The 25,900-nt window shown below is 71.5% G+C and carries 28 protein-coding genes and 1 pseudogene; 12 read left to right on the top strand and 17 right to left on the bottom strand.

Annotated features, from left to right (window positions below; all coding sequences use genetic code 11):
* Positions 1-228: 228 nt before the first annotated feature.
* From ACZ68L_RS15635 to ACZ68L_RS15615, 5 genes are all read right to left on the bottom strand, one after another.
* Positions 229-1,068: a helix-turn-helix domain-containing protein gene (locus ACZ68L_RS15635; protein WP_469577345.1), complete on the bottom strand. Its 840-nt coding sequence runs from the start codon at positions 1,066-1,068 to the stop codon at positions 229-231.
* Entirely contained in the window at positions 1,065-1,601 is a 537-nt protein-coding gene (locus ACZ68L_RS15630) for a DUF6879 family protein (RefSeq protein ID WP_469577344.1), read from the bottom strand. The genes ACZ68L_RS15635 and ACZ68L_RS15630 overlap by 4 nt, the downstream gene beginning before the upstream one ends.
* The gene (locus tag ACZ68L_RS15625) at positions 1,594-1,812 is read right to left on the bottom strand and encodes a hypothetical protein (protein WP_469577343.1); all 219 of its coding nucleotides are present in this window, start codon (positions 1,810-1,812) and stop codon (positions 1,594-1,596) included. Before ACZ68L_RS15625 ends, ACZ68L_RS15630 begins: the two co-directional genes overlap by 8 nt.
* Before the next feature lie 312 nt (positions 1,813-2,124).
* Complete coding sequence (locus ACZ68L_RS15620) at positions 2,125-3,069, bottom strand: MarR family transcriptional regulator (protein ID WP_469577342.1); 945 nt, start codon at positions 3,067-3,069, stop codon at positions 2,125-2,127.
* A gap of 357 nt (positions 3,070-3,426) precedes the next feature.
* On the bottom strand, positions 3,427-6,267 hold the full coding sequence (locus tag ACZ68L_RS15615) for an FAD-binding and (Fe-S)-binding domain-containing protein (RefSeq protein ID WP_469577341.1): 2,841 nt from the start codon (positions 6,265-6,267) through the stop codon (positions 3,427-3,429).
* 281 nt (positions 6,268-6,548) lie between these two features.
* Between ACZ68L_RS15615 and ACZ68L_RS15610 the strand changes: the two genes are divergently transcribed.
* The 8 genes from ACZ68L_RS15610 to ACZ68L_RS15575 all read left to right on the top strand — a co-directional run bounded on the left by ACZ68L_RS15610 (position 6,549) and on the right by ACZ68L_RS15575 (position 13,996).
* Positions 6,549-8,057 (top strand): sensor histidine kinase, encoded by a 1,509-nt coding sequence (locus ACZ68L_RS15610; protein WP_469577340.1) that lies wholly within the window; start codon positions 6,549-6,551, stop codon positions 8,055-8,057.
* A complete protein-coding gene (locus ACZ68L_RS15605) occupies positions 8,054-8,500 on the top strand; it encodes a roadblock/LC7 domain-containing protein (RefSeq protein WP_469577339.1) in 447 nt (148 codons plus the stop codon). The genes ACZ68L_RS15610 and ACZ68L_RS15605 overlap by 4 nt, the downstream gene beginning before the upstream one ends.
* Entirely contained in the window at positions 8,497-8,859 is a 363-nt protein-coding gene (locus ACZ68L_RS15600; protein ID WP_266415876.1) for a DUF742 domain-containing protein, read from the top strand. The genes ACZ68L_RS15605 and ACZ68L_RS15600 overlap by 4 nt, the downstream gene beginning before the upstream one ends.
* The gene (locus tag ACZ68L_RS15595) at positions 8,840-9,490 is read left to right on the top strand and encodes a GTP-binding protein (protein ID WP_469577338.1); all 651 of its coding nucleotides are present in this window, start codon (positions 8,840-8,842) and stop codon (positions 9,488-9,490) included. The genes ACZ68L_RS15600 and ACZ68L_RS15595 overlap by 20 nt, the downstream gene beginning before the upstream one ends.
* Positions 9,487-10,779 (top strand): cytochrome P450, encoded by a 1,293-nt coding sequence (locus ACZ68L_RS15590; RefSeq protein ID WP_469577337.1) that lies wholly within the window; start codon positions 9,487-9,489, stop codon positions 10,777-10,779. Before ACZ68L_RS15595 ends, ACZ68L_RS15590 begins: the two co-directional genes overlap by 4 nt.
* Positions 10,776-11,984: a cytochrome P450 family protein gene (locus ACZ68L_RS15585; protein WP_469577336.1), complete on the top strand. Its 1,209-nt coding sequence runs from the start codon at positions 10,776-10,778 to the stop codon at positions 11,982-11,984. Before ACZ68L_RS15590 ends, ACZ68L_RS15585 begins: the two co-directional genes overlap by 4 nt.
* A gap of 119 nt (positions 11,985-12,103) precedes the next feature.
* Positions 12,104-13,222, top strand: a complete 1,119-nt coding sequence (gene serC, locus ACZ68L_RS15580) for a phosphoserine transaminase (RefSeq protein ID WP_469577335.1) — start codon at positions 12,104-12,106, stop codon at positions 13,220-13,222.
* 162 nt (positions 13,223-13,384) lie between these two features.
* The gene (locus tag ACZ68L_RS15575; RefSeq protein WP_469577334.1) at positions 13,385-13,996 is read left to right on the top strand and encodes a Uma2 family endonuclease; all 612 of its coding nucleotides are present in this window, start codon (positions 13,385-13,387) and stop codon (positions 13,994-13,996) included.
* Here the strand turns inward: ACZ68L_RS15575 and ACZ68L_RS15570 are convergent, their stop codons facing one another.
* Both ACZ68L_RS15570 and ACZ68L_RS15565 read right to left on the bottom strand, forming a co-directional pair.
* Positions 13,997-14,398, bottom strand: a complete 402-nt coding sequence (locus ACZ68L_RS15570) for a DUF4259 domain-containing protein (protein ID WP_469577333.1) — start codon at positions 14,396-14,398, stop codon at positions 13,997-13,999. It lies immediately after the preceding gene.
* Positions 14,399-14,485: 87 nt separating this feature from the next.
* Positions 14,486-14,797, bottom strand: a pseudogene (locus ACZ68L_RS15565) (zinc ribbon domain-containing protein); the annotation flags it as partial.
* A gap of 171 nt (positions 14,798-14,968) precedes the next feature.
* On the opposite strand from ACZ68L_RS15565, the gene ACZ68L_RS15560 reads away from it, so the two are divergent.
* Positions 14,969-15,688 carry a DUF4232 domain-containing protein gene (locus ACZ68L_RS15560; RefSeq protein ID WP_469577332.1) on the top strand — a complete coding sequence of 240 codons (720 nt, stop codon included), beginning with the start codon at positions 14,969-14,971 and terminating at the stop codon, positions 15,686-15,688.
* A 547-nt stretch (positions 15,689-16,235) separates the two neighbouring features.
* Here the strand turns inward: ACZ68L_RS15560 and ACZ68L_RS15555 are convergent.
* The gene (locus ACZ68L_RS15555) at positions 16,236-16,751 is read right to left on the bottom strand and encodes a GNAT family N-acetyltransferase (protein WP_469577330.1); all 516 of its coding nucleotides are present in this window, start codon (positions 16,749-16,751) and stop codon (positions 16,236-16,238) included.
* Here ACZ68L_RS15555 and ACZ68L_RS15550 point away from each other — a divergent pair.
* Positions 16,750-16,965, top strand: a complete 216-nt coding sequence (locus tag ACZ68L_RS15550) for a TetR/AcrR family transcriptional regulator C-terminal domain-containing protein (RefSeq protein WP_469577329.1) — start codon at positions 16,750-16,752, stop codon at positions 16,963-16,965. The two genes, ACZ68L_RS15555 and ACZ68L_RS15550, sit on opposite strands and share 2 nt — an antisense overlap.
* Positions 16,966-17,004: 39 nt before the next feature.
* On the opposite strand, the gene ACZ68L_RS15545 is transcribed toward ACZ68L_RS15550, so the two are convergent.
* Entirely contained in the window at positions 17,005-17,991 is a 987-nt protein-coding gene (locus tag ACZ68L_RS15545; RefSeq protein WP_469577328.1) for an SdiA-regulated/phytase-like domain-containing protein, read from the bottom strand.
* Between the two features lie 59 nt (positions 17,992-18,050).
* Between ACZ68L_RS15545 and ACZ68L_RS15540 the strand changes: the two genes are divergently transcribed.
* Positions 18,051-18,737 carry a GDSL-type esterase/lipase family protein gene (locus ACZ68L_RS15540; protein WP_469577327.1) on the top strand — a complete coding sequence of 229 codons (687 nt, stop codon included), beginning with the start codon at positions 18,051-18,053 and terminating at the stop codon, positions 18,735-18,737.
* 37 nt (positions 18,738-18,774) lie between these two features.
* On the opposite strand, the gene ACZ68L_RS15535 is transcribed toward ACZ68L_RS15540, so the two are convergent.
* Positions 18,775-19,392 carry a helix-turn-helix domain-containing protein gene (locus ACZ68L_RS15535; protein ID WP_469577326.1) on the bottom strand — a complete coding sequence of 206 codons (618 nt, stop codon included), beginning with the start codon at positions 19,390-19,392 and terminating at the stop codon, positions 18,775-18,777.
* A 48-nt stretch (positions 19,393-19,440) separates the two neighbouring features.
* A complete protein-coding gene (locus ACZ68L_RS15530) occupies positions 19,441-20,079 on the bottom strand; it encodes a TetR/AcrR family transcriptional regulator (protein ID WP_469577325.1) in 639 nt (212 codons plus the stop codon).
* Between the two features lie 525 nt (positions 20,080-20,604).
* On the opposite strand from ACZ68L_RS15530, the gene ACZ68L_RS15525 reads away from it, so the two are divergent.
* Positions 20,605-21,396, top strand: coding sequence for a class I SAM-dependent methyltransferase (locus ACZ68L_RS15525; protein WP_469577324.1), 792 nt, complete (start codon positions 20,605-20,607; stop codon positions 21,394-21,396).
* A 99-nt stretch (positions 21,397-21,495) separates the two neighbouring features.
* On the opposite strand, the gene ACZ68L_RS15520 is transcribed toward ACZ68L_RS15525, so the two are convergent.
* From ACZ68L_RS15520 to ACZ68L_RS15495, 6 genes are all read right to left on the bottom strand, one after another.
* Positions 21,496-22,146: a hypothetical protein gene (locus ACZ68L_RS15520; protein WP_469577323.1), complete on the bottom strand. Its 651-nt coding sequence runs from the start codon at positions 22,144-22,146 to the stop codon at positions 21,496-21,498.
* A 155-nt stretch (positions 22,147-22,301) separates the two neighbouring features.
* Positions 22,302-22,883: an isochorismatase family protein gene (locus ACZ68L_RS15515; protein WP_469577322.1), complete on the bottom strand. Its 582-nt coding sequence runs from the start codon at positions 22,881-22,883 to the stop codon at positions 22,302-22,304.
* A gap of 213 nt (positions 22,884-23,096) precedes the next feature.
* Complete coding sequence (locus tag ACZ68L_RS15510) at positions 23,097-23,960, bottom strand: ABC transporter permease (protein WP_469577321.1); 864 nt, start codon at positions 23,958-23,960, stop codon at positions 23,097-23,099.
* Positions 23,920-24,792, bottom strand: coding sequence for an ABC transporter ATP-binding protein (locus ACZ68L_RS15505; RefSeq protein ID WP_469577320.1), 873 nt, complete (start codon positions 24,790-24,792; stop codon positions 23,920-23,922). Before ACZ68L_RS15505 ends, ACZ68L_RS15510 begins: the two co-directional genes overlap by 41 nt.
* Positions 24,789-25,244, bottom strand: coding sequence for a MarR family winged helix-turn-helix transcriptional regulator (locus tag ACZ68L_RS15500; RefSeq protein ID WP_469577319.1), 456 nt, complete (start codon positions 25,242-25,244; stop codon positions 24,789-24,791). The genes ACZ68L_RS15505 and ACZ68L_RS15500 overlap by 4 nt, the downstream gene beginning before the upstream one ends.
* Positions 25,245-25,359: 115 nt before the next feature.
* A complete protein-coding gene (locus ACZ68L_RS15495; protein ID WP_469577318.1) occupies positions 25,360-25,866 on the bottom strand; it encodes a hypothetical protein in 507 nt (168 codons plus the stop codon).
* Between the last annotated feature and the right edge of the window lie 34 nt (positions 25,867-25,900).

Genomic DNA, 25,900 nt, shown 5'->3' with positions numbered 1-25,900 from the left:
GCACCTCTGCCGAAGCTCCGAAGCCGCTGGCGGCTGGGACGAGCGCGAGTCCGCCGGCCGCACGCTCTCGGTGAATCAGTACCGGGTCCGGGACGCGCGAGGCCTGCCGGCCCGCGCCCGGGTCTTGTGTCCGCAAGGCCATGACCAGCACCGTAGGAGCAGTTGTTGCAGTGCTGTGCTCGGATTTCCCCGGATTTCCGAGGTGCCCCCAAGTGTTCCCGCTGTTGCTCACATCGGGGCGAGGGACGCCCGCGCACGGGCTATGAGCCGGTGTGCCTCCCGCCCGGTCACGGCCACCTGGTGAAGCTCACGCCATACCGTCCGGTACAAGCCAGTCTCGGCAGCGTCCGTGAGGGGCAGTTCCGCACCGATCGTCTCAACCATGACGAGTTGCTCGTCGAAGATCCAGAATCCGTGGGTGGGTACGACGGTCAGCGCCGCACCGAGCGGGACGACGGCCAGGCGGACGGTCGACATTCCGAAGACCCCGGCGAGCCGGTCCAACTGTCCGGCCATGACATCCCGCGGGCACAGGATCATGTGCAAGGCCGGTTCCCAGACCATGAAGTGAAACGTCCTGCCCGGCGCGTAGAGAGCCTGCTGCCGTTGCATGCGCGCGTTCACACCGGCGTCGATGTCCTGCACCGTGCGGTGGAGCGCCGTCGTGCGAATGAACATGTGGCGTGCGTACTCGGCAGTTTGCAGCAGGCCGGGAATCACGGCGGACTCGAAATTCCATACCGTGCCGGACGCGTCTTCCGTCACCTGCCACGCTTCCTGACGCGCCCGGACTCCGGCTGCCAGCTGGCGGCGCCACGCCGCGTAGTGCGTTTCGAGAGACCGCAGCCGCCCTGTCAGTTCGCCAATCGTCTCCGGCACGTGAAGCACGTCCGCCCAGGCGCGCACGTCGTTGCCGGTCGGGCTCTGCTTGCCCGTCTCGATCTTGCTGACCTTCGACGCCGGCCACCCGAGCCGGGCCGCCAACGACTTGCCGGTCAGCCCGCCCTCGACGCGCAGCTCACGAAGCCGCGCACCGAGTGCGATCCGGGAAGTCTGGTAGTCGCTCACGGAGGCGGCACATGCTCCTTGCGGTACGTCTCGAAGGTGATCGCATGGTGCCATGCCGCCTCGCGCCACTGCGCGTGGCGCAGGACGTCCTCGGGGTCGTCCGAGAGCACGACACCCAGGAACCGGTCGTGCTCGCCGAACCGGAGCCGGGCCACGGCCTGGGCGTCGAACAGCCAGAAGTCGTAATCCGGCAGTCCAGCGGCCTCGGCCCGCTCCCGGTCGAGGTAACGAATGTCCTCACCGGCCGCGAGGTTGTGGGGTGTCCCCCACAGCTCGAAACGCAGGTAGTCCGACGGCGAGGCATCGATCACTCTGACCCGCTCGATCTCTTTGCCCTTCCCGGTCTCCGTCCGCACGAGGTCGAGCCACGGGGCAAACCAGTCAAGCCCCGGATCCTCTCCTGCGAGGAAACGCCGGTACGGTTCGTCCTCGTCCGGGATACCGTAAGAGGTACGGACTTCCAGGCGGAACGCGGAGTACGCAAAGTTCTTGAAGAGCCGGAGGAACGCCTCACCGCTGACCAGGTCAGGCACCGGTCACCTTCGCAGCGTGGTACTCGAACAGGACAGCCGGTACGACGACGAACTCCTCGCCCGGTTTCACCTTGAGGAGCTGACCGATCTTGTCGGGGTCCGTGAGTTTGTTTCCCTGGACGACAATGTCACCCGTTTCGGTGTCGCGGTAGAAGGAAGGGCAACCGCCGCCCTGCGAAGTGTTGCTGCTGCCAAGGAACTCAAGTGCCATGGTTCCAGCCCTCCGTCGTGGTGGACGACCAGTGTGCTCACCATGACGCCTCCGTGGGCCTCGATTGCTCGAAATTTCGCCTATGGGTGCGGCTCCGGTCGAATTTCCCCGCCGCAGGTCCGACTCCGGACACACGAAGCCGTCCCCAGTTCCGGCCGAAGCCGGGCGTCCTCTCGGCGGCCAGGTGTACGGCACGCCTCGGCGCGAAAGTGACAGTTCTCGGCATGTTCGACACGTTCGACCGCTTCGCAGGGTGGCGCTGCCCCCAGCACGCCCGGCCCTCGCTGCGCGGCCCGGCCGGTTGGGCCGCCGTCAGGCCGGGTCGGGTTCGCGGCAGGGCCTGCACAGGCCGTCGCGGAACGCTTCGGGCCCTCCTGGGACGCCGCACTCGGTGCACTCGACCATCAAGCGGCGTACGGGAGTTCCCGGCGCGGCCGGGGCTGCGGCGGGCAGGCGGGGCGGGAGTTTGTCGCGGAGGCGGCGGCGGACGAACCCGAAGGGCGAGTCGACGGACGCGGGAAGCCCGGCGGTGAGGGCGCGGGTCAGGTAGTCGGCGTCCACACCGCGTGCGAGCCACTCGGCGGCGGCCTGCTCCAGTGCCGCACAGTCCGCTGCCGAGAGGGCCAGACGGGAGTCGGTACGACCGAGTTGGGCCAGGGCGAGGAAGGCAGGAGAGGGCCGGTCCACGGCCGCTTCGGTCCCCTGCTGCGGCTGCGGCTCCGGCTCTGCGGTGCGCTGCTGCGGCACTGTCGTGACGAGCGGCTGCGCCGGTACGCGCAGGGGCGCGGGCGCCTCGGCCGGGGCGCCCGCACCGGGCGCGGCAGGCCCTGCGGCCTCCACCGCCGTGGAGCGGCGCTCCTCGGCGGTGAGGAAGGCGTCCCACCACTCGTTGTCACGGGCGACCCGCGACCAGAAGGTACGGGTGACCCAGCGGACCTGACCGTCCTCGCCACTCAGGCACCGGACATGCCGCAGATGACCGGCCACGCCCAGGGCCCGCAAGGCGCTGCCGACGGCCATCTGCCCGTACAGCGGCTGACTCCGGGCCAGCGATTTGATGTCCATCGCCGCACCCTCGGACAGCGCGTCGACGTAACCGGCGATGTGCCGCTCACGCTCGGGCAGCATGACGAAATCGCTCTCGCGGGGCGCGCGCTGCTCCGGCACGGATCGCTTTCCGTAACCGGGCCTGGCCTTCGGGTGGGAGCGCGAGGATGCGGGCGCGCGCAGGGCAGGGCTAAGGTTTGAAACAGCCACGGGATCGTTCTCGCTTCGATCTTGGGGTCAGACCCCGGCCGGTGTTGGTAGCACCGCGTCGGGGTCGTTACGTTCGGCACCGTAGACAGCCGCGACTCCGCGCCGCAAGTCGGTCACGATTAGTCATACATACTGGCCGTATCGGGTCGGGGAGGGCGGGAGGGTTTCCCCAACCCCCTTCATTCACCCACCGGTTGTACAGCACCGCTCGAATCCCGGCACCCGGAACCCGGCCCTCGAAACCCGAAGCTCAAGACCCGGCCCCGACCCCCTCCCCGTACCCACGAAAGAGTGAACACGCCCTTCCCGTAGCTCGAAACCCGGCTCCCGAAGCTCGGGCTCCGGCCGCCCCGCGCCTCAGCCGCCGGAAGTGTCCGATTCGGGAGGCAGGCCCTCGGCCAGCACCTCCGCCAGGTGTCGCGCCCGCACGCCGCCCAGCTGCTCCAGCTGCGTCCGGCAGGAGAAGCCGTCCGCCAGCACCTCCGTGCCGAGCTCCGCGGCCCGCACCGACGGCAGCAGCTGTTCCTCCGCGCAGGCCACCGACACGTCCCAGTGGCCCCGCTCGAAGCCGAAGTTTCCGGCCAGTCCGCAACAGCCGCCACTCAACTCTCCCGTCAGTCCGGCCCGTTCACGAAGTCGGCGTTCCGCCGCGTCGCCCAGTACGGCGTGCTGGTGACAGTGGGTCTGGCCGGTGACCGGGCGGTTCAGGCGGGGTGGTTGCCAGTCGGGGGCGTACTCCTCCAGGTACTGGGCCAACGTCCTTACCGACGCGGCGAGTTCGGTGGCCCGTGGGTCGTCGGGGAGGAGTTCGGGCAGGTCCGTGCGGAGGGTCGCGGCGCAGCTCGGTTCGAGGACGACCAGCGGGTCGCCCAGCAGGAAGCCCATCCGGTCCAGGGTGCGGCGCATGACCTTGCGGGCCTTGTCCAGCTGGCCCGTGGATACGTAGGTGAGGCCGCAGCACAGCCCCCGGCCGGGCAGCAGCGTTCTGCGGCCCGCGGCCTCCAGGACCCGGACCGCCGCCCGCCCCACCTCGGGCGAGAGGTGGTTGGTGAAGGTGTCGGGCCAGACGGTGACCACCTGGTCGTCGGAGAGGATCGCCGTCCCCTTGCCCCGGTGCCGCCCGAACCACCGGGTGAACGTCTGCCGCGCCAGTACCGGGATCGTGCGCTGCGGGGCGATCCCGGCCAGCCGCTTGACCAGGGCCGCCAGGGGACGGATCCGGGCCGGCGCGTTGAGCGCGCCCGCGAACGGGGAGGCCAGCCGCAGCCACAGCGGCAGCCATCCCATCGCGTAGTGGGCGGCCGGGCGCAGCCGCCCCCGGTAGTGGTGGTACAGGAACTCCGCCTTGTACGTCGCCATGTCGACGCCCACCGGACAGTCGCCGCGGCAGCCCTTGCAGGAGAGGCACAGGTCGAGCGCGTCCCGCACCTCCTCGCTCCGCCAGCCGTCCGTGATCACCTCGCCCGCGAGCATCTCGTGCAGCAGCCGGGCCCGGCCCCGGGTGGAGTGGGCCTCCTCGCCGGTCGCCCGGAACGACGGGCACATCACGCCCGCGCCCGCGGGCCGGGCCGTGCGGCACGCGGCGACGCCCACGCACCGGCGTACCGCGGCGGAGAAGTCGCCGCCGTCGTCCGGGTAGCCGAACGCGACGTCCACCGGGCGCTTCGGCAGTACCTCGAACCTGAGGTTCTCGTCGAGCCGGGCCGGGCGGACGAGGATGCCGGGGTTCATGCCGCCGTCCGGGTCCCAGATGTCCTTGAACCGGGCGAAGAGGGCGACCAGTTCGTCCCCGTACATGCGCGGGAGCAGTTCGGCGCGGGCCTGGCCGTCACCGTGCTCCCCGCTCAGCGATCCGCCGTGCGCGACGACCAGGTCCGCCAGTTCTCCGGAGAAGCGGCGGAAGCGGGCCACCCCCTCGGGGTTCAGCAGGTCGAAGTCGATCCGGACGTGGACGCAGCCGTCACCGAAGTGTCCGTACGGGGTGCCGCGCAGCCCATGGGCGGCGAGCAGGGCGCGGAAGTCGCGGAGGTACGGGCCGAGGCGGGCGGGCGGTACGGCGCAGTCCTCCCAGCCGGGCCAGGCCTCCGTGCCGTCCGGCATCCGGGTGGCGGTACCGGCCGCGTCCTCGCGGACGCGCCACAGGGCCCGTTGCCCGGCCGGGTCGGTGACGACGACGCCGTCCAGCGCGTCGGCCGCCCGCAGGACGCGCTCGGCGTGCGCCCGCGCCTCGGCCGGGGTGGCGCCGCCCGTCTCGACGAAGAGCCAGGCACCGCCGCGCGGCAGCCCGGCCGAGTCCCGTACGAGATCGGCGGCCATGCCCTCCACGGTCAGGGGGTGGTGCGGAAGCAGGCCGGGGGCGGCCTCGGCGGCGGCGGACTCGTCGGCGTAGGCGAGTACGGCGAGCGCGCGGGCCGCCGGTGCCTCGACCAGGCGTACGGACGCCTCCGTCACCACGCCGAGGGTGCCCTCGCTGCCGCAGAAGGCGCGGGCGAGGTCGGTCCCGCGCTCGGGCAGGAGTGCGTCCAGGGCGTACCCGGAGATACGGCGCGGGAGCGCGGGGAATCCGGTGCGCAGGAGAGCGAGGTCGGCACCGACGAGTTCGGGGAGTCCGACGAGCCCGGCGGGGAAGCCGGACCCGCCGCCCCGGCCCAGCCGCAGGGTGTCGCCGCCGTAGCGGGTCACGGTCAGGGCGTGCACGTTGTCGGCCGTGGTGCCCCAGGCGACCGAGTGCGCGCCGCAGGAGTTGTTGCCGATCATGCCGCCCAGCGTGCAGCGGCTGTGTGTGGCGGGGTCGGGTCCGAAGGTGAGGCCGTGCGGGGCGGCGGCGGCGCGCAGATCGTCCAGGATCACGCCCGGCTGGACGACCGCGGTGCGGGACCCGGCGTCCAGTTCGACGACCTTGCGCAGGTGGCGGGTGAGGTCGAGGACGACGCCGGTGCCGGTGGACTGCCCGGCGATGGAGGTGCCGCCGCCGCGCGGGACCACGGGCACCGCGTGCGCGCGGCAGACGGCGAGCGCGGCGGCCACGTCGTCGGCGTCGCGCGGGGCGACGACGCCGAGCGGGACGCGGCGGTAGTTGGAGGCGTCCATCGTCGTCAACGCCCGTGCGGTGGGACCGAAATCGACCTCTCCGCGGACCGCGGAGCGCAGGGCCTGTACGAGTTCGGCGCGTTCCGTGGGTTTCTGATGTGCGGCCATGGGCTCAGGATGCCGTTGATCGGGCCACTCGGCCCCCCGGGGCCGCGCGATTCCCCTGAATACGTCAATACGTCGGAATACGTCGGACGCGTAGTCACATACGTATCAGAGAACGCCACAAGGTCTTCCCAAAGGGAGCGTCAATTCTCATATAGTGACCATGACTTGTCTTGGAATTATCAGCTCCAGTTGTCGCGTTCGCCTGCACCGTACCGAAGTGTCCCGTTCCGCCCCGTCCGTCCCGCCCTCCCGTTCGTCCCGTCCGCCCCCAAGGACTCCACTTGAGCCCCTCATCCCGGCCGACCGCACTGGCCCTGCTGACCTCACTGGCCGTCACCGGATCCCTGTGCGTGTGGGCGGTCGTCGCCGCCCCCGACTCGGTACGGCCCACGCTGGCCTGGGGGGCGGGCGCCGCCGCCGTGCTGCTGTCCGCCGCCGTGGCCACCGCCGTCCATGCCCGCGCCGCCACGAAGCGGCTGCGTGCCCGTCTCGCGGCGGAGACCCAGCGGTTCACCGGCGAGATCAGCCGGCTCGTGTCCGCCTCCGCGGCCGAGGGCCAGCGCTTCACCGCCGAGACCGCCCGGATCAAGGCCGCCACAGAGGCCGAGACGGCGCGGATCACCGCGCAGGCCGTCGCCGAGACCGAACGGCTCACCGCCGAGGCCGAGCGGCTCGGTGCCCGCGCGGCCCGCAGCGAAACCGAGCGTTCCGCCGCGATCGCCGCCTGCGCCAACGCCGCGGGCCGCATGCAGGCCCTGTCCACCAGCATGCTCGCGGACCTGCGCGAGATGGAGCACCGGCACTCCGCCGAGGACGTGCTCGGCGATCTGCTCCACCTGGACCACCGCACCGCCCAGGCCGGGCGCCTCGCCGACTCCATCGCCGTGCTGACCGGCGCCCGCTCCGGGCGGCGCTGGGCGAAGCCGATCGTGATGGAGTCGATCCTGCGCGGCGCGATGGGCCGGATCAGCGGCTATCAGCGCGTACGCCTCCACTCGACCAGCGATGTCGCGGTCGCCGGTCACGCGGCCGAGGGTGTCATGCACGCGCTCGCCGAACTTCTCGACAACGCGGCCAACTTCTCACCGCCCACGGCCGAGGTCCATGTGTACGTCGAGGAGGTGCCGGCCGGCATCGTCCTGACCGTCGAGGACAGCGGTCTGGTCATGAGCGATGTCCAGCTGCGCCGCGCCGAGCGCGCGGTGTCGACCACGCACCAGGACCTGACGGGGCTCTCCGGTACCCGGCTCGGCCTCGCCGTCGTCGGCCGGCTGGCCCGCAAGCACGGTCTGACCGTGTCGTTCCGGCCGTCCGCGCGCGGCGGCACGGGCGCCCTGATGATGCTCCCGCAGGAACTCCTCACCCGTGCCTCGCTGACGGTCCCGGCTGCCCCGGCCCCGGCGTCCGAGCCGACGCCGTCCCAGCCGATGTCCCAGCCGGTGTCCGAGCCGGAGCCCGCCCACGAGACGGCCGCCGCGGCCGGCACCACCACCACCGCGGCCGACCCCCGGCACCCGCAGGACCCGGCACCGGCGGACTCCTCCGCGCTCCCGGACTCCCCCGCGTCCGAGACCACCCGCAACCTCCCCCGGTTCGGCGAGAGCGGACTCCCCAAGCGCCCCCGCGGCCGCACCCTCGCCGCCGCCGAGGCCCGCACCAACGCCAACGGCACCGGCGCGACCCCGCCGCCCCGTACCGCCGACCCCAAGGAACAGGCAGCCCGCTTCAGCAGCTTCCGCCAGGCTGTCCGGCCCAATCCCCCGCACCCGGAAGAAGGCAACACCCGATGACCGCGACCACCGACGAGAAGCTCAACTGGCTGCTGGAGGGGCTCCTGGAGCGCACCCCCGGCACCCGTCACGCCCTCGTCCTGTCCAGGGACGGCCTCAAGCTGTGCCGTACCCCCGAGCTCTCCGTCGACCAGGCCGACCAGCTGGCCGCGATCTCGGCCGGCATCCAGAGCCTGTCGCACGGCGCGTCCGTCGAGTTCGGTGACGGCACCGGCGGCGTACGGTCCGCCATGGCCGAGTTCTACGGCGGCGTGCTGTTCATCGTCGAGGCGGGCGCGGGCGCCCATCTCGCGGTCGTCGCCTCCGACGAGGCCGACGTCGGTCTCATCGGGCACAACATGAGCGAGCTCGTCGAGCAGCTCGGCGAGCACCTGAGCGCGCCGCCGCGCTCTTCCTCGGCCCCCGAGGCCGCAGCCGCCGTCGACGCGACAGCGAACGTATGACCCGCCGCCGCCCCGGCCGGGACGACGACCCGGACCGGCTGTACACCCTCACCGGTGGCCGCAGCCGGTCCGATTCGGACGCGTTCGACCTGGTGACGCTGGTGGTCTCCGAGTGCGAGCCGACCCCCGGCATGCAGTCGGAGCACGTCACGATCCTGCGGATGTGCCAACTGCCCACCGCGGTCGTGGAGATCGCCGCGGGCCTCGGCCTGCCCGTCAGCATCGTCCGGATCATGCTGTCCGATCTGCTGGACACCGGCCGGATCAGCGCCCGCCACCCCCGTACCGCCCGTGTCGCGGACCGGCTCCCCGACCCCGACATCCTGGAACAGGTGCTCGTTGGACTCCGCAACCTCTGACCGTGCCGCCCTGCAGGCGACGGCCGACAACGGACTGAAGATCGTCGTCGTCGGCGGCTTCGGGGTCGGCAAGACCACCATGGTCCGCTCCGTCAGCGAGATCCGTCCGCTGAACACGGAAGAGACCATGACCAGCGCGGGCGAGGCCGTCGACCACCTCGACGGTGTGCAGTCGAAGACGTCCACGACCGTCGCCTTCGACTTCGGCCGGATCTCGCTCGACGAACGCTCGGTGCTGTACCTCTTCGGCGCCCCCGGCCAGGAGCGGTTCTGGTTCCTGTGGGACCGGCTGTTCTCGGGCACGCTCGGCGCGGTCGTCCTGGTCGACACCCGCCGGCTCGCCGACTCCTGGTACGCGATCGACCGCCTGGAGCACCACGGCACGCCGTTCATCGTGGCGTGCAACGACTTCGGCGGCCCGCTCCACACCGAACAGCAGATACGGGAGGCGCTCGACCTCTCGGACCACATCCCCCTGGTGGAGTGCGACGCCCGGGACCGTTCGTCCAGCAAGTACGTACTGATCACGCTGGTCGAGTACCTGCACGCCCTCTCGCAGGGCAAGGTCGCCACCTCGTCCGCCGCCCGTCCGGAGATCACGCCGGAGAAGACCCCGGAGCCCACCTCGTGACCCAGCCCCCGGCGCCGGCCTCCGGCTGCCCCGTGTCCCAGGGCCGCGAGCCGCTCTCCGGCCCACGGTTCCAGACCGAACCGACCCGGCTGTACCGGGAGATGCGCCGCGACCACGGGGCCGTGGCGCCCGTCGTCCTCGACGGCGACGTCCCCGCCTGGCTCGTGCTCGGCTACCGCGAACTGCACCAGGTCACCGCCGACCCGGTGCTGTTCAGCCGGGACTCCGACCTGTGGAACCAGTGGGAGCGCATCCCCGACGACTGGCCGCTGCTGCCGATGATCGGCCGCAAGCAGCCGTCGATCCTCTACACGGTCGGCCCCCGGCACACCGAGCGCGCCGCGATGATCAGCAACGCGCTGGAGTCCGTCGACCCCTTCGCGCTGAAGCGGTACGCCGAGGAGTTCGCCGACGGACTCGTCGACCGGTTCTGCTCCACGGGTCGCACCGAGATCATCGCCGAGTACGCGATGCTGCTCCCCGCCCTCGTCCTGGCGAAGATCTACGGCTTCAGCGACGCCGTCGGCGCGGCGCTCGTGGGCTCGATCAACGACATGATCGACGGCCGGGAGCGGGCGCTGGCCGGTCAGCGGCACCTCGCCTCGTCCATGATCCAGCTGCTGGTCGACAAGCACTCCGTGCCCGGCGACGACGTCGCGACGCGGATGCTCGCCGACCGGGGCGGATTCACCGACGAGGAGGTCGCCCAGGACCTGATGGTCATGATGGCCGCGGGCCACCAGCCGACCGCCGACTGGATCGGCAACTCACTGCGGCTGATGCTCACCGACGACCGGTTCGCCGCCTCCCTCTCGGGTGGTCGGCACAGCGTCGCCGAGGCCATGAACGAGGTGCTCTGGGAGGACACCCCGACGCAGAACGTCGCGGGCCGCTGGACCTCGCGCGACACCCACCTCGGCGGGCGCCACATCCAGGCGGGCGACCTGCTGCTGCTGGGCATCGCCGCCGCCAACTACGACCCGCAGGTCCGCACCGACGGCTCCGCGCTGACCGGCGGCAACAACGCGTTCCTCTCCTTCGGCCACGGCGAGCACCGCTGCCCGTTCACCGCCCAGGAGACCGCCGAGGTCATCGCCCGCACCGGCATCGAGGTGCTGCTGGACCGGCTCCCGGACATCGACCTCGCCGTCCCCGCCGAGCAGCTCACCCGCCGCCCGTCCCCGTGGCTGCGCGGACTGACGGACCTGCCGGTGACCTTCACCCCCACGCCAGCCCTCGGAACCACGCTCGGAACCACCCCCGGAACCGCCATCGGAGGCAAGAGATGACCCGGATCGCGCTCGACCCCTTCGTCACCGACCTCGACGGCGAGAGCGCCAGGCTGCGCGCGGCCGGCCCGCTCGCCGAGGTGGAACTGCCCGGCGGGGTGCACTGCTACGCGGTCACCCACCACGCGGAGGCGCGCCAGCTGCTCACCGACAGCCGGATCGTGAAGGACATCAACGTCTGGAGTGCCTGGCAGCGCGGTGAGATACCGATGGACTGGCCGCTGATCGGCCTCGCCAACCCGGGGCGCTCCATGCTCACGGTGGACGGCGCGGACCACCGCCGGCTGCGCACCCTGGTCGCGCAGGCACTGACGGTGAAGCGGGTGGAGCGGCTGCGGGCCGGCATCGAGGCGCTGACCACGGCGAGCCTGGACCGGCTGGCCGCACTGCCCGAGGGCGGGGCGGTCGACCTGAAGGCGGAGTTCGCGTATCCGCTGCCGATGAACGTGATCAGCGAACTGATGGGCGTGGACAGCGCGGACCACCCGCGGCTGAAGGAGCTCTTCGAGAAGTTCTTCTCGACGCAGACGCCGCCCCAGGAGGTCCCGCAGATGATGGCGGACCTCGGCGCACTCTTCACGAAGATCGTCGACTCCAAGCGGGCCGAACCCGGCGACGACCTCACCAGCGCCCTGATCGCGGCCTCCGAGGACGGCGACCACCTCACCGACGAGGAGATCGTCAACACCCTGCAGCTGATCATCGCGGCCGGTCACGAGACCACGATCAGCCTGATCGTGAACGCGGTCGTCGCGCTCCAGAGCCACCCCGAGCAGCGCGAGCAGGTGCTGAAGGGGGAGGTGCCGTGGGAGAACGTGATCGAGGAGACCCTGCGCTGGAACACTCCGACGTCCCACGTCCTGATCCGGTTCGCCACGGAGGACGTCGAGGTCGGCGACAAGGTCCTGCCGAAGGGCGAGGCGCTGATCGTCTCCTTCGGCGCACTCGGCCGCGACGAGGCACAGCACGGCCCGACCGCGGGTGACTTCGACATCACCCGCTCCCCCAACCGCCACATCGCTTTCGGCCACGGCCCGCACGTCTGCCCGGGGGCGGCACTGTCCCGGCTGGAGGCGGGGGTGGCGCTGCCCGCGCTGTACGAGCGGTTCCCGGAGCTGAAGCTCGCCGTCCCCGCGTCCGAGCTGCGGAACAAGCCGATCGTCACCCAGAACGACCTCCACGAACTGCCGGTGGAACTCGGCTGACCCCGCGCCCCGTCACACGGTCCGCGGACCGGCACGCACACCGTCCACGCACCGGAGCGGGCGTCTCATCCGACGGACACGGTCCTCGACCGTGTCCGTGAGGCATTACGCTCCGGTTCGTGGCCGATATCCAGATTCCCGCTGACATCAAGCCCGCCGACGGACGCTTCGGCGCCGGTCCTTCCAAGGTGCGGACGGAGGCGCTCGACGCGCTGGCCGCCACCGGTACGTCTCTGCTCGGTACCTCCCACCGCCAGGCCCCGGTCAAGAACCTGGTCGGCGCGGTGCGTCAGGGTGTGCGCGACCTCTTCTCCCTCCCCGAGGGCTACGAGGTGATCCTGGGCAACGGCGGCTCGACCGCCTTCTGGGACATCGCGACGCACGGACTCATCGAGACGAAGTCCCAGCACCTCAACTTCGGCGAGTTCTCGTCGAAGTTCGCGAAGGCCGCCAAGCTCGCCCCGTGGCTGGCCGACCCGACCGTGATCGCCTCCGACCCCGGCACCCACCCGGACCCGCGGGCCGAGGAGGGCGTCGACGTCTACGCCTTCACGCACAACGAGACCTCGACCGGTGTCGCCGCACCGGTCGAGCGCGTCGCGGGCGCCGACGAGGGCTCCCTGGTCCTGGTGGACGCCACCTCCGGCGCGGGCGGCCTGCCGGTCGACATCACCGAGTCCGACGTCTACTACTTCGCCCCGCAGAAGTCCTTCGCCTCCGACGGTGGTCTCTGGATCGGTGTCTTCTCCCCGGCGGCCCTGGAGCGCGCCGCGCGCGTCCACGCGTCGGGCCGGCACATCCCGGAGTTCTTCAGCCTGCCCACGGCGATCGACAACTCCCTGAAGAACCAGACGTACAACACCCCGGCCCTCGCCACGCTCTTCCTCCTGAACGAGCAGCTGAACTGGCTGAACTCCCAGGGCGGCCTGGACTTCTCGGTCCGCCGCACCGCCACCTCGGCGCGGAACCTGTACGGCTGGGCCGAGGACTCCAAGTACGCGACCCCCTTCGTCACCGACCCGGCGAAGCGCTCGCAGGTCATCGGCACGATCGACTTCGCGGACGAGATCGACGCCTCGGCCGTCGCCAAGGTGCTGCGCGCCAACGGCATCGTCGACACCGAGCCGTACCGCAAGCTGGGCCGCAACCAGTTGCGCGTGGCGATGTTCCCGGCGATCGACCCGGCGGACATCCAGGCGCTGACGGCTTGCATCGACTACGTGATCGAGAAGCTGTAGCGGGTACGGGTTACGCGGTTACGCATCCGGAGGGCCTCGCGCACATCAATGCACGGGGCCCTTCGCCGTTCACTCGACCGGGTGGCGGAGTGCCTTCCGGGCACGGGCGGCACGATCGTCCTACGACGATGGCCCCGCCAACACCCACTCAGGAGGCCCCCCATGTCCGCAGCATCGGTCGAACGCCCCCGTGCCGGTAAACCGGAATCGCTGCTCGAAACGGCCAACGAGCTCATGGAGCAGCACCCGGGATACCGCGTCGAGATCATCGGAGGCGTCATCACCGTCGCCCCACTCCCGGACGGCCCGCACGCCCAAGTGCTGACCGAGGTCATGCGCCCCTTCATCGCAGCCGGTCTCGACGACGGCGAGACCGAGGTCCTCCAAGGCATCGGCCTCTGGCTCCCCGGCGGCCCCGAGGACTACGCCATCCCCGACCTGGCGATCGTCGACGCCGATTTCGACCAGCACCCGGCCGAGAACAACTGCTACGACCCCGCCGTCTTCCGCCTCGTGCTGGAGGTCACCTCCAGCAACTACAACAACGACCTGCGCAACAAGGTCGCCGCCTACGCGGAGGCCAAGATCCCGGTGTACGTGATCGTCGACCGCAAGCACGGCCGGGTGCACGTCCTGACCGAGCCCATGGGCGGCGGTTACGACAGCCATCAGGTGTACGCCCCCGGACAGACGGTCGCGCTGCCCGATTCGATCGGCGCGCCGGTGACGCTCGATGTCGCCGAGCTCATCCGGGCCGGCCGGCGCCGTACCTGATCAACCGGCCGCCGCCAGCACCTCCCTGAGCCGGGTGACGCCCGCAGCCCACTCCTCGTCCCCCGCGTCGTCCCACAGCTCGCGCAACTCCGAGGATCCGCCCAGCACCACGTCGAGGGCCTTCACCGCGAGGGGGCGCAGGTCTGTCGAAAGCATGGGCAGCGCCTTGTCTGGACCGTACGCGGTGGTCACCGCCTCTCCCCCCGGGCACTGGGAACCGACCAGTGCGGCCGCCGCGACCGCTTCCTCGCCCTCGTCGCCGTCGAGGTAGTCCGCCGCGATCGCGAGATCCAGGACCTTGCGGATGACCGCTTCCCGCTCGGTCTCGGGAGCGTCATCCAGGTTTCCCGAGAAGTCCGCGGCGGTGTCGTTGTCGAAATGACCGGTGTCCCAGGTGCCCATGAGGTCCCCTCAGCAAATGGCGGCGTCCGCCGGTGGGTTCCACCGGCGGACACCATCCTCACAGCCACCACTGACAACGAAGGCCGGTCAGTCCTGGCGTGCAGATGGGCGCGGTGTCGACTTCCGCTCCCCGTCCTGAAGGACGGGGATTCCTGCCACGGTCGGCCGACCGTCTCGGTGGGTTCCTGCTTCTTCGCGCCGCGCCGGAACACGAAGTCCCGGTCCTACCCGCGCTCGACAGGCCGACACCGCCAGTCCGGCGGCCAGTGCGACGTTGACCACCGCGTTGATGTCCCGGTCAAGGACCGTCCCGCACGCCTGGCACTGCCAGACGCGGACAGGCAGGGGTTCGGGACCGTCCTTGACGCCACAGGCAGCACAGACCCGGCTCGTCGTGCGGTTCCGGACATGCTCCTTGAGCTGGGGCTGTTGCGATCCAACGCCGTTTCTTGGAACCGAGGTTGCTGAGACAGGACCCGGACATTCACAGGATCATTTCAGGATCGAATCGGCCCTAGTGTCATCGGTGTCAGCAGGAAACACCGCAACCGACAGCCGCTGGAGATCACGATGCGTTCGCGTCTCGCCGCCCGTTCCGCCCGTCTCGTCCTGGCCGCCGTGGCCGTGACGGCCCTCGCCGCCACCACCACCGCCTGCAACCCCGACGACGTCGCGGACGCCGCCAGCTCCGCGGCCCCCTCCACCGGCGCCTCCGCCGGCAGCGGTGGCGGTGGCGGGAGCGAGAGCCCCTCCACCGGCGGCTCCAACGCCGGCGGCTCCTCCACCAGCGGCTCCTCCACCAGCGGCTCCAACTCCAGCGGCTCCTCCACCGGCGGCTCCACCGACAAGACCGGCTCCGGCGACGCCAAGAAGGGCGGCTACGGGCAGTCCTGCGGCACCAACGACCTGGACTTCACGGTCACCTCGGAGACCCAGGCCGGCGGCTACTACCTCGTCACCGTCAAGGCCAAGTCCGGCATCACCTGCTACCTGGACCCCAACACCCCCACCGTGTCGTTCGGGTCCGGCGCCGACGGTGTCGCCTCCCCCGTCGGACAGGGCGGCGAAGACCCCATCAAGCTCGCCGGCTCCGCCGTCGCCTACACCGGCATCAACCCCAAGACCACCAAGGACAACTCCGGCAAGGAGTTCGAGAACGTCATCATCGCCACCACCGAGGACGACCCCAACCCCGCCGAACTCAAGCTCCCCGACACCGCCACCGTCGACAAGCCCATCGTCACCAACTGGGCGCGCAACCGCGCCGAGGCCGTCCCCGTCATCGTCTGACACCTCCACGCCGGGCAACCACCCCACCCCACTCCACGATGCCACCGGCCGCCATGGCGGCCGGTTCAAGGCACGCCATGACTCGCCGGGCCGTCAACCCTCGCCCCGGTGCCGCTCGCGCAGCTTCCCCAGCCCGCCCTTCACCGTCGCCTCCACGGCGGACACCACGATCGCCGGCTCCGGGCCGCGGCCACCCGGCAGGTCTTCGAGCGTGAGGGGTTGACGACGCGCACGCCGCCGGTGGGTGTGTCGCCGGCGAGGGTCGGGCCCCGGGCGATCGTCTCCTTCGCGTACCGGTCCACACAGGACCCCTGCTCTTCCAGTGGCTCGTCGCGCAGCGCGTACGACTGTCGGCGCCAACCCGAGCTTCCCCACCTTCACCCTGGCCGGCAGACCGGCCGATCAACAAGGCCCAGGGGAACTGTGAAGCCGGCCCGGATCGGCGGCGACGAACACCTGCCGGCCGTCGGCCACCGCGTGGAACGTCTGCCGGCCGCTTCGGCGGGCCGGCCACCGAACGCCACCGCCACGGGGCGAGGGCTCGCGCTCAGCCCGCCCCGCCCCGCTCCCAGCGCCGTTCGCCGTCACACCACGCCTCCGTCGGCACCAACCCGGCGGCGGCGGCCACGGCGGCGGACGCGGTGTGGTCCGGATGGACATGGGCGACGACGGTCCGCACCGCCCCCGCTCCCGTCAGACGGGCCACCAGCCCCGCCGCCGCCTCCTTGGCGTATCCCCGCCCCTGCCACGGCGTCCCGATCACCCAGGCGATCTCCGCCTCCGCGTCCCGTGCGCGCACCGTCGCCTGCACGTACCCGGCCAGGCAGCCCTCGTCCCGTATCCGCAGTACCCAGTTCCACCAGGCCACCCCGGGATCCGGCGAGCCGGCGGTCAGGCGCGCGTAGCGAACCCGCAGTTCGTCGGCGGTCTCCGGGGCGCCGCCGGTGTACGTGTGAAGGGTTGGGTCGGCCAGCACCGCCGCCATCTCGTCCGCGTACGCGACCCGCAGGGGCAGGACGTCGAGCCGCTCGGTGGAGAAGGGTTCGGGGCCGTAGTTCGTCATGGCGCCCGATCCTACGCGCGCCGGTCGGCCCAATGACGCCTTCTGGGAGGACCAGCGCCCCTACCTGGAGCGGGCTATGAAGAGCGGCGACTATCCACTGATGGCGGCGCTCTCCGGGGACGCGTTCAGCTACGACGTCGACCACTTCGCGTTCGGCCTGCAGCGGCTGCTCGACGGCTTCGACGTGCTCGTCGAGCGGCGCGCCAGGGGGTGACGCGGCGCCGGGCCGTACGCGAAGGAGACCGGCCGGCGGTCAGCCGCGGCGACGGCGCCGGTTCATGAGGACCAGCGCTCCCACGGCGGCCAGTGCCAGTGCTCCGAGCAGGGTGCCGCCCTTCGCCCCGTCGCCGCTGCCGCCACCGGCGGACGACGACGCACCGCCGCCCCGCTTCGACGGCGACGCGCCCCCGCCGCCTCCGTCGCCCCGCACATCCACCCGCACCACATCGCTCCGCTCCCCCTCCGAGCCGAACATCAGCGCCGAGCCGTCCGCCGTGTACGTCACCGACTCGGCCTGCCGCTGGAGCGGTGCCTGGACCGCGTGGTCGGCGCCGAGCCTGCCGTTCTCGAAGGCGTAGCCACGGGCGCTGAAGTACGAGCGCAGCACCAACTCCTTGCCGTCCGGCGAGAAGGCGCCGTCCGTCACCCACGGCACCTCCCCCACGCGCCGGAAGACGTTGGTGGCACCGGTGGTGAGCTTCGCGGGGCCTTCGTACAGCCCGCCGCCGTCCTCGTTCTTCGACGCGATGTAGACGCGCCCGGTCGTGGGGTGGACCATCAGCGCCTCGGCGTTGCGCGGACCGTCCGCGTACTTCACATCGAACTGCGTGGCGCGGACCGTGGCGTCCCTGAGCCGCTTCGGTTCCGGGAAGCGGTAGATCCAGACGTGGTCCCAGCTGCCGTTCAGGTTGTCGCCGATGTCACCGACGTACAGATTGCCGTCGGGCCCCAGCGAGATGGCCTCCACGTCGCGCGGCCGGCCCACCCCCTTCATGGTGAGCGTCGCGACGGTCTTCCCGGTGCGGGAGTCGACGGCGTAGACGTACGGCCCGTCGCCGCTGTCGTTGTGCGTCCAGTAGATGCCGGGGTGGATACGGCTGGCCGCGAGGCCGCTGGACTCGGTGATCCTGGGGTCCTCGATCGTGAAGCTCCGGTCGGCTCCGTCTCCGGCCGTCGCGGGAGTCGCCCCCACGAGGAGGAACAGCGCGGCGGCTCCGGACACAGTCAGGTACGAACGCATGGACCCAAGTGTCCATCGTCACGTCGCAGGCCGGAGGAGTGATCCGCGATGATGACGCCATGCGTTTCACGTTTGTCGGCGATTCCATGACGATCGGCCGCGCCGGCGACTTCACCTGGCGCTACCGGATGTGGCAGCACCTGGATTCCGCCCTCGGCACCCCGTTCGCGATCGTCGGCCCGCGCAGCGAGCTGTACGACACCGGGACGAACACCCCTGTCTCGTACGCGTACGGCGCACCGGACTTCCCGGTCGGGGCCCGTACCCATCTGGCCGGCTGGGGCGAGGGCTGGCTGCACATGGCCCCGGTGATCGCCGACACCGTCACCGAGCACCGCACGGACGTCCTGCTCGTCTCGCTCGGCCTGATAGACCTCGGGTTCTATACGGACAGCGGCCGGACCGCCGTGAACGCGAGGGCGTTCATCACGGCGGCCCGCACCGCGAACCCGCACGTCAAGATGGTGCTACTGCCGGTGATACCGAACGTACGGGCCGAGTCGGACGCCCCGTTCGCCGCCGAGTGCGACCGCTTCAACGAACTCCTCGCGAAGGCCGTCGCCGACCTCGACGACCCGATGTCCCCGATCCTGCTGGCCTCCCGCCCGCCGGGGTACGACATCCACCGGGACACGTACGACGGGACGCACCCCGGTCCCAGCGGCGAACACCGGCTGGCGGCGGCGTTCGCCGACGCGATGCACCAGGCATGGGGCCTGGGCGGCCCGTACACGGCCCGCCCGTAGCGCCTGTCCGCCGCCCCCGCGCGCAGCCGCCGGTGCCTCACCGCCCCGAGGGCCGGGCCCGGACGTGCATCCGCTCGCCCTGCTGACCGAAGAGGCTGAGGAATTCGACCGGCTCGGGCCCGGCGCTGGCCCAGGCGTGCGGTGTGCGTGTGTCGAACTCCGCGACCTCGCCCGCCTTGAGGACCAGATCGTGCTCGCCCAGCACCAGCCGCAGCCGCCCGGCCAGTACGTACACCCACTCGTATCCCTCGTGCACCCGCTGCTCCAGCTCGCCGGTGGCGCCGCGCCCGCCGGGCAGGATCTGCTTGTACGCGTACAGCCCGCCGAGGTGCCGGGTCAGCGGGACGAACGTCATGCCGTCCCGGGTGAAGGGGCGGAAGTGGATGCGCGGATCGCCGGTGGGCGGGGCACCGACGAGTTCGTCGAGCTGGACGCCGTACGCCTTGGCCAGGGGCAGCAGCAGTTCGAGCGTGGGTTTGCGGCCGCCCGACTCCAGGCGCGAGAGGGTGCTCAGCGAGATCCCGGTCGTCTCGCTGAGCTGCGCCAGGGTCGTACCGCGTTCCTGGCGCAGGGCGCGCAACCGCGGCCCGACGCCCGTCAGTACGTTCGAGATCTCGTCGTCCGTACGGTCCGCGTGCTCCGCGTCTTCATCCATGCCGCCATTATTTGCCGTCCGCGTTTGCCGTCCCGGCAACGGGGTGTGTCAGGACGGCAGGATCATGGCCAGCGAGAGCCGGGTCAGCTCATCGGTCAGCCACGCGGCGTTGACCTGGCGGGGGCGGCGGCCGTGGTGGGCCATGAGCTCGTCCACCGAGTGGTTCAGCACGGTGACGGTCACGTGGTGGTCGCTCGGCACCGCCTCGCCCCGGCGAACGGCACGCTCGGCCTCGGAGGTCAGGAACTCGATCCACATCGCCCGCCAGGTCGCGAGGTGGTTGTCCACCTCCCGGCTGACCCCCAGCGCCTCGACGAAGGCCACCCTGGCCGCGCACGGATCCTCGGTGACCGCCTTCACGTAGGCGTCGAAGAGCAGCCGGACCCGTTCCGCCGTCGGACAGTCCTCCATGCCCTCGGCCATCAGGGCGTTCTCGGCGGCGCGCAGCCCGTAGGTCGCGAGCTCGTCGTAGATCGCCATCAGGAGTACCTCCCGCGAGACGAACTCCTGCTGGAAGATGTGGACGGGCACCTTCGCCTGCTCGCACAGGTCCTCGATGCTCGTGTGCGCGTACCCGTACGCGGCGAACAACTGGCGTCCGGCGCGCAGGAGTCGGTCCCGCGCCCCCGGCCCCTCCATGGCCTGTCCGGCCGCCCCGTTCCGCTGGTTCGCCACGACACCCACCATCGGTCCTCCTTCGTCGTCCGTACCGCTGCCCCCACTCTCCACGCTCCGCGCCGCCGGTGGCGTCTCCGCCACGCCCTCGACCACGCGTAGGACGGCACCTTCGGTCAAGTCCGATTGCCCATCGAACCGTTGCTGCTACGGTCTGAATTTTGGACTCCGGGAGGTGCCCGAGCCGCCGCCCGTGCCTCCGCCCGCCCCTCCGCCCGTGCCTCCGCCCGCCCCTCCGCCCGTGACTCCACCCGTGTCGCCGCCCGTGTCTCCGCCCGCGCCTTCGTGGCACGTATCCGGCGCGCGGACGCGACACGGAGAACCGCCGAAGAAACACCCCCCGCCGGACCCGAAACGACCCCCTCCACGCCCCCTCGCGGACGACTCCGCGCGCGAAGAGGCCGGACATGAGGGGACGTTGCCTCACCGCCCGTCCGGCGTCGCCGGGCATCCACGGGCGGCCTCGGCCGGCACGTCACGAACTGGGCTCCACCACCCGGCGGATCTACGATTTCCCCTCCTGGAAAGGGGATCCGCGTGGACCGGAACATACGTACGGTGGATGACCTACTCAACCTTCTGGACGGCCTTTTCACCCGGGAGGCCGACCGGTGGACGGCCGACGGGGCCTCGTGGTGGGACAGCTTCTACGCGGACCGGACGAAGCCCGTTCCGTTCTTCGTGGCGAAGCCCGACGAGAACCTCGTCTCGTACGTCGAACGCGGCCTGATCGCCCCGGGCCGCGCCCTGGACCTGGGCTGCGGTCCGGGCCGCAACGCCGTTCATCTCGCCTCCCTGGGCTTCGAGGTCGACGCGGTGGACCTGTCCCCGGCGGCCCTCGCGTGGGCCGGGGACCGCGCCCGCGAGGCGGGGGCCGAGATCCGCTTCCACTGCGGCGACGCCTTCGCGCTCGCGGCGACCGAGCTGACCGGCCCGTACGACCTGATCTACGACTCCGGCTGCTTCCACCACCTGCCGCCGCACCGCCGCATCAGCTACCTCGCCCTCCTCGACAGGTCCCTGGCCCCCGGCGGCCACCTCGCCCTCACCTGCTTCGCGGCCGGCGAGACGGGCATGGGATCCGAACTCCCCGACGCCTCCTTCTACGACCGGACCGACGGCCTCCATGGCGGCCTCGCCTACACGCCGGAGTCGCTGCGCGCGATCTTCTCCGACCTGACGGAGCTCGAACTGCGCCGCATGCGCGACGAACCGCCCGAGTCCCCGCACTTCGGCGAGCCGTTCCTCTGGACGGCCCTGTTCCGCGGCGCCGCTGAGCGTCGCGGCCCGGCGACCGGGACGGGCAGCGGCCGGTCTCCTGTGTCGTGAGGTGCCGGCGGACGCCGCACGGCCGGTGAAGCGCGGGCTTCACCGGCCGTGGTGTGTCCGGGGACGGGGCGCGGTCGGGGCGTGCCCGGCAGCGGACCGTCAGGCCCGGGTGGTGCAGATCGTGTCGTACGGGCGGCCCGGACTCGGGAACAGCTCCATGGGCTTGTCGGTCCCGGACGGGCATTCGGCGGCCTTCTTGGTCAGACCGAGCACCTTGGCCACACCGCTGCCCCCGCGGCCGCAGGCGACCTCCTTGGCCTGGTCGTCGACGCAGTCGCCCTTCACCAACTGGCCGCCGCCCGCTCCCGGGTCACCGGGGTGGTCGCCGGAGAGGTTGCGGCCGCAGATGGTCTTGCTGGGGATCCCGGCACTGGCGTCGCCGGAGCCGAAGGAGACCTTCACCGAGATGATCGTGTCCGTACCCGGCGGGCACTGGATGGAATCGGCGAACAGGGCACCGTCCTTGATTTCGAGAGCCTTGATCGTCGCCTTGGAGTCGTCGCAGCCCAGGGCCTGGTAGCCGTCCTTCGACTCACTGCGGTCGGGCCCGGCACAGTCGCCGACCTTCCAGTCCTTGGCCGCGTGGCTCCCGCCGCCGGACGACTGGCTGCAGGCGGTGGCGGCCCCCAGGACGAGCGCGAGGGCGAGCACCGCCTTCGCGCAGTCCGGGAGAGCCGTACGAGAACCGCGCCGCGAGGAAACGGTGTTCCGGCTGCCGCCCGGGGACCGCGTGCTGCCGTTGACGCTCATGGTGCTCCTTGGGTGTGTGCATGTGGGTGTGGCGCGCGCACGACAGGACGACAGGATCGAGCGCCGCGGTTCCCAGGACGAGGAGTCCGTCCGACCACGGACCGGAAAAGGCCAGTGAGCAGTGAACTACCCATGCGTGCAAGCGACTTGACGCCTCAGTGGCGGCGGGGCGGCACGGTGAAAGCGACGTCCGCGGCGTGCGCGACAACCTCGACCTCGCTGCCGAGGGCCCATTCGGCGACCCGTGAGACCGCGGCGGCCGGAACCGCGTCACTGATCCCGGGTGCCGCCGGGATGTCGTGCGTCGCGTGGGCGTCGTGCGGCATGACGACCCGGTACTCCAGCGCCAGGGCGGTGCGGGCGGTCGCCTGGACGCACATCTCGGACATCACACCGCAGATGGCGAGTGCCTGTATCCCCCGGTCGGTCAACAGGCCCCCCAGCGCGGTTCCGTCGAAGCCGTCGTCCTCGGTCTTGCGGATCACGGCCTCGGTGGGACCGGCCTCGACGGGATGATGGAGCTCCCAGCCCGGCGTATGCGCCTCATCGCCCGCCCCCGGCGCCCCGTCGTTCTGGATGTGGACGACGAGCGCCCCGCTCCTGCGCGCCCGTGCGATCAGGTCCGCCGTCCGGTCCACGAGCCGGGCCGCCTCGGGAACAGCCCGGTCGCCGGAGACCGCGGCCGACTGGACGTCCACGACGAGCAGGGCCTCCACGGGCCCACCATGAGGGGTCATTGCGCCATCATGTCCGCCCGTACCGCGCACCTCCACCTGATTTTCCGGCCGGGAGGGGCCTGGATCAGGGGCGGACGCTCCTTCGGCGGACAAGCGCACCTGCCGATCCGGCCATGTCGGCGCGGGGCCGGTGGTGTGCCGCTTTCCGCCGCTCGGCACTGGACACCACGGCGGGCAGCGGGGACGCGCGACGAGGTCGCGGCGACCGGCCGGTCAACGGGCGAGGCGGCCCAGCAGTGAACCGGCGGCGACGATGCCCACCAGTGCCGCGAAGGCGAGGACCGCGAAGTCGAGGCCGAGGTGGGCGTGGGTGCCGATGAGCAGTCCGCGCAGGGCGTCGACCTCGTAGCTCAGCGGGTTGCCCCTGCTGACGGCCTGGAGCCAGCCGGGCATCAGCGCGACCGGGTAGAGCGCGTTGGAGGCGAAGAACAGCGGCATCGTGATGGCCTGGCCGATGCCCATCAGCCGGTCGCGGGTCAGGACGATCCCGGCGATCGTCACCGACAGGCAGGAGAAGAACGCCGAGGCGAGCACGACCACCACCACGACGCCGAGCAGTCGCAGCGGGTTCCACGTCATGCCCACGCCCAGCAGGGCGGCGATCACGATGACGACCGCGGCCTGGATCACCGCCTTCACCCCGGCGGCGAAGGCCTTGCCCGTCACCAGGGCGGTGCGGGGCGTGGGGGTGACCATGAGTTTGGTGAGGACGCCGGAGTCGCGCTCCCAGATGATCATGATGCCGTAGAAGATCGCGATGAACATGGCGGACTGGGCGATGATGCCGGGCGCGAGGAAGTCGAGATAGGGGACGCCCTCGGTGGGGATGGCGTGGATGCGGGAGAAGGTCTCGCCGAAGATCAGCAGCCAGAGGGCGGGCTGGACGGCACGGGTGTAGATCTCGGTGCGGTCGTGGAGCAGCTTCTGGAGTTCGACGGCGCACATCGCGGCGACCCTCGCCGGTACGACGCGCCAGCCTCTGCGGGGCGGTGGCGGGGTCAGCAGCAGTGCGAAGCGCTGTTCCGGCGGGCCGGACTCAGCCGAGGCGGGATGCGGTGCGACGGGTACGGCGGACATCTCGGAACGCTCCCTTTCCTTCGTCGGAACCGGAGCCGGAACCGGGGTCGTCCAGTCCGCGCCCGGAGTGGTACCGGAAGACGTCCTCCAGGGACGGCGGCGGCAGGCCCGTCTCGCCGGAGTCCCGGCGGTGGACGACGAGTTCCTTCTTCAGCTCGGCGGGGGTGCCGAGCGCGCGCAGCCGGCCGAGGTGCATCAGCGCGAGCCGGTCGCAGCGCTGGTCGGCCTCGTCCATGGAGTGGGTGGTGACCAGCACGGTCATGCCGGTGCAGATCCGTATCTCGGTGATGCGGTCCCAGACACTGTCCCGCGCGATCGGGTCCAGGCCGATGGTGGGCTCGTCCAGGATCATCAGCCGGGGCGCGCTGACCAGGGCCTGCGCGAGTTCGAGGCGGCGGACCATGCCGCCGGAGTACGTGCCGACGAGCCGGTGCGCGACCTCGCCGAGGCCGACCGCGTCCAGGGCCTGGGAGACCCGTGCGGCGCGCCGGCGGCGGGGCACGTCGTAGACGCGGGCGAAGAGCTGGACGTTCTCCCGGCCGGTGAGGCTCGCATCGGCCGACAGCTGCTGCGGTACGTAGCCGAGCAGGCGCCGCACCGCCATCCTGTGCCGGGCCGCGTCCTGGCCGAACACCTCGATGACGCCGGGCGGTACGGGCAGCAGTGTGGTGATCGCGCGCAGGGTGGTGGTCTTGCCCGCGCCGTTGGGCCCCAGGAGGCCGAACACCTCCCCCGGACGGACCAGCAGATCCAGGCCGTCGACGGCCTTCGCGTCGCCGAAGCTGTAGCTCAGTCCGGTGCAGTTGAGGGCGGGCGTGGTCTGGGTGGTCACGCGATCTCATCTCCTTCGCGCAGCGAGTCGGCGAGTCGGCGCAGGGCCGGGAGCGCGGCGGTCAGTGCCGCCCGGTCGGCCGCGTCCAGTCCGGCCAGGTGTTCGCGGAAGAGCGCCTCGCGGCGGGCGTGCCAGTCGCGCAGCCTCCCGGCCCCCGCGGGGGTCGGGTACAGCAGCGCGGCGCGTCCGTCGCCGGGGTCCTTCTCCCTGCGCAGCAGTCCTTCGGCGACGAGGTGGTTCACCAGGGTGCTGACCGAGTTGGCCGCGAGACAGAGATGGTGCGCGGCCGTCGAGACCCGGATGCCGGGCTCGGCGGCCACCAGCCGCAGCAGCTCAGCGTGCGCCCCACGCACCCGGGGGGCGCTCAGACCACTCCACAGGCGTCGCCGGGCGAGCCTCTGGATGCGGGGCAGGAGTCCGGCGAGCTCATCGGGGAGATCACCCGCCGCCACCTGCCCATTTTAGCTCCGTATGCGAGCTAATGTCCGCAAGCCAATGTCCTCATGCGGGGCGGTCCGCACGTTCCGGGCGGTCCGAACCACCGCTCGACCGCCCGGAACCGCGGGCTCACCCCTGCGCGAACCGCTCCCCGCACCGGCTGCAGAAGACCGGCTCGGGGTCCTGCGAGAGCCCGCCGCACCCGGGGCAGACCCGGTCCAGCATGCAGGGCGCCTCGCCGCCCTCGTACGCCGTCGAGGGCGCGGCCACGGGTGGGGCCGCGGACTTGATCATCAGCCCGGGGCGGCGGCGGTGGACGGTCACGTACGCCAGCCCCTCCGGCCCCGCGACGAGCGCGCGACGCGAGGTACGGGGCAGCCAGACGACCGTGGTCGGGGTCAGGTCCGTCACGTCGCCCCCGGCCACGACCCGGCCGCTGCCCGCGACGACGACGAACAGGACGTCCAGGACGTCCTCCTGATGCTCGCCGACCTCGGCGCCCGGCGGAAGGCGTACCAGATTGGCGTCCAACTCGCGCCCACGTTCGGCCAGTTGCCACAAGGCGCCGCGCTGCTCGGGGGACGCGGTGGCGAGCAGATCATTCAGTACGGCCAGTGCCCGGGGTGCGGAATTCACAGCGCTCAGGCTACGCCCGGCCTACGCTGGCCCC

It is taken from the genome of Streptomyces sp. NPDC104309 (genome assembly GCF_055584025.1).
This window is presented reverse-complemented; position numbering and strand designations above follow the sequence as displayed.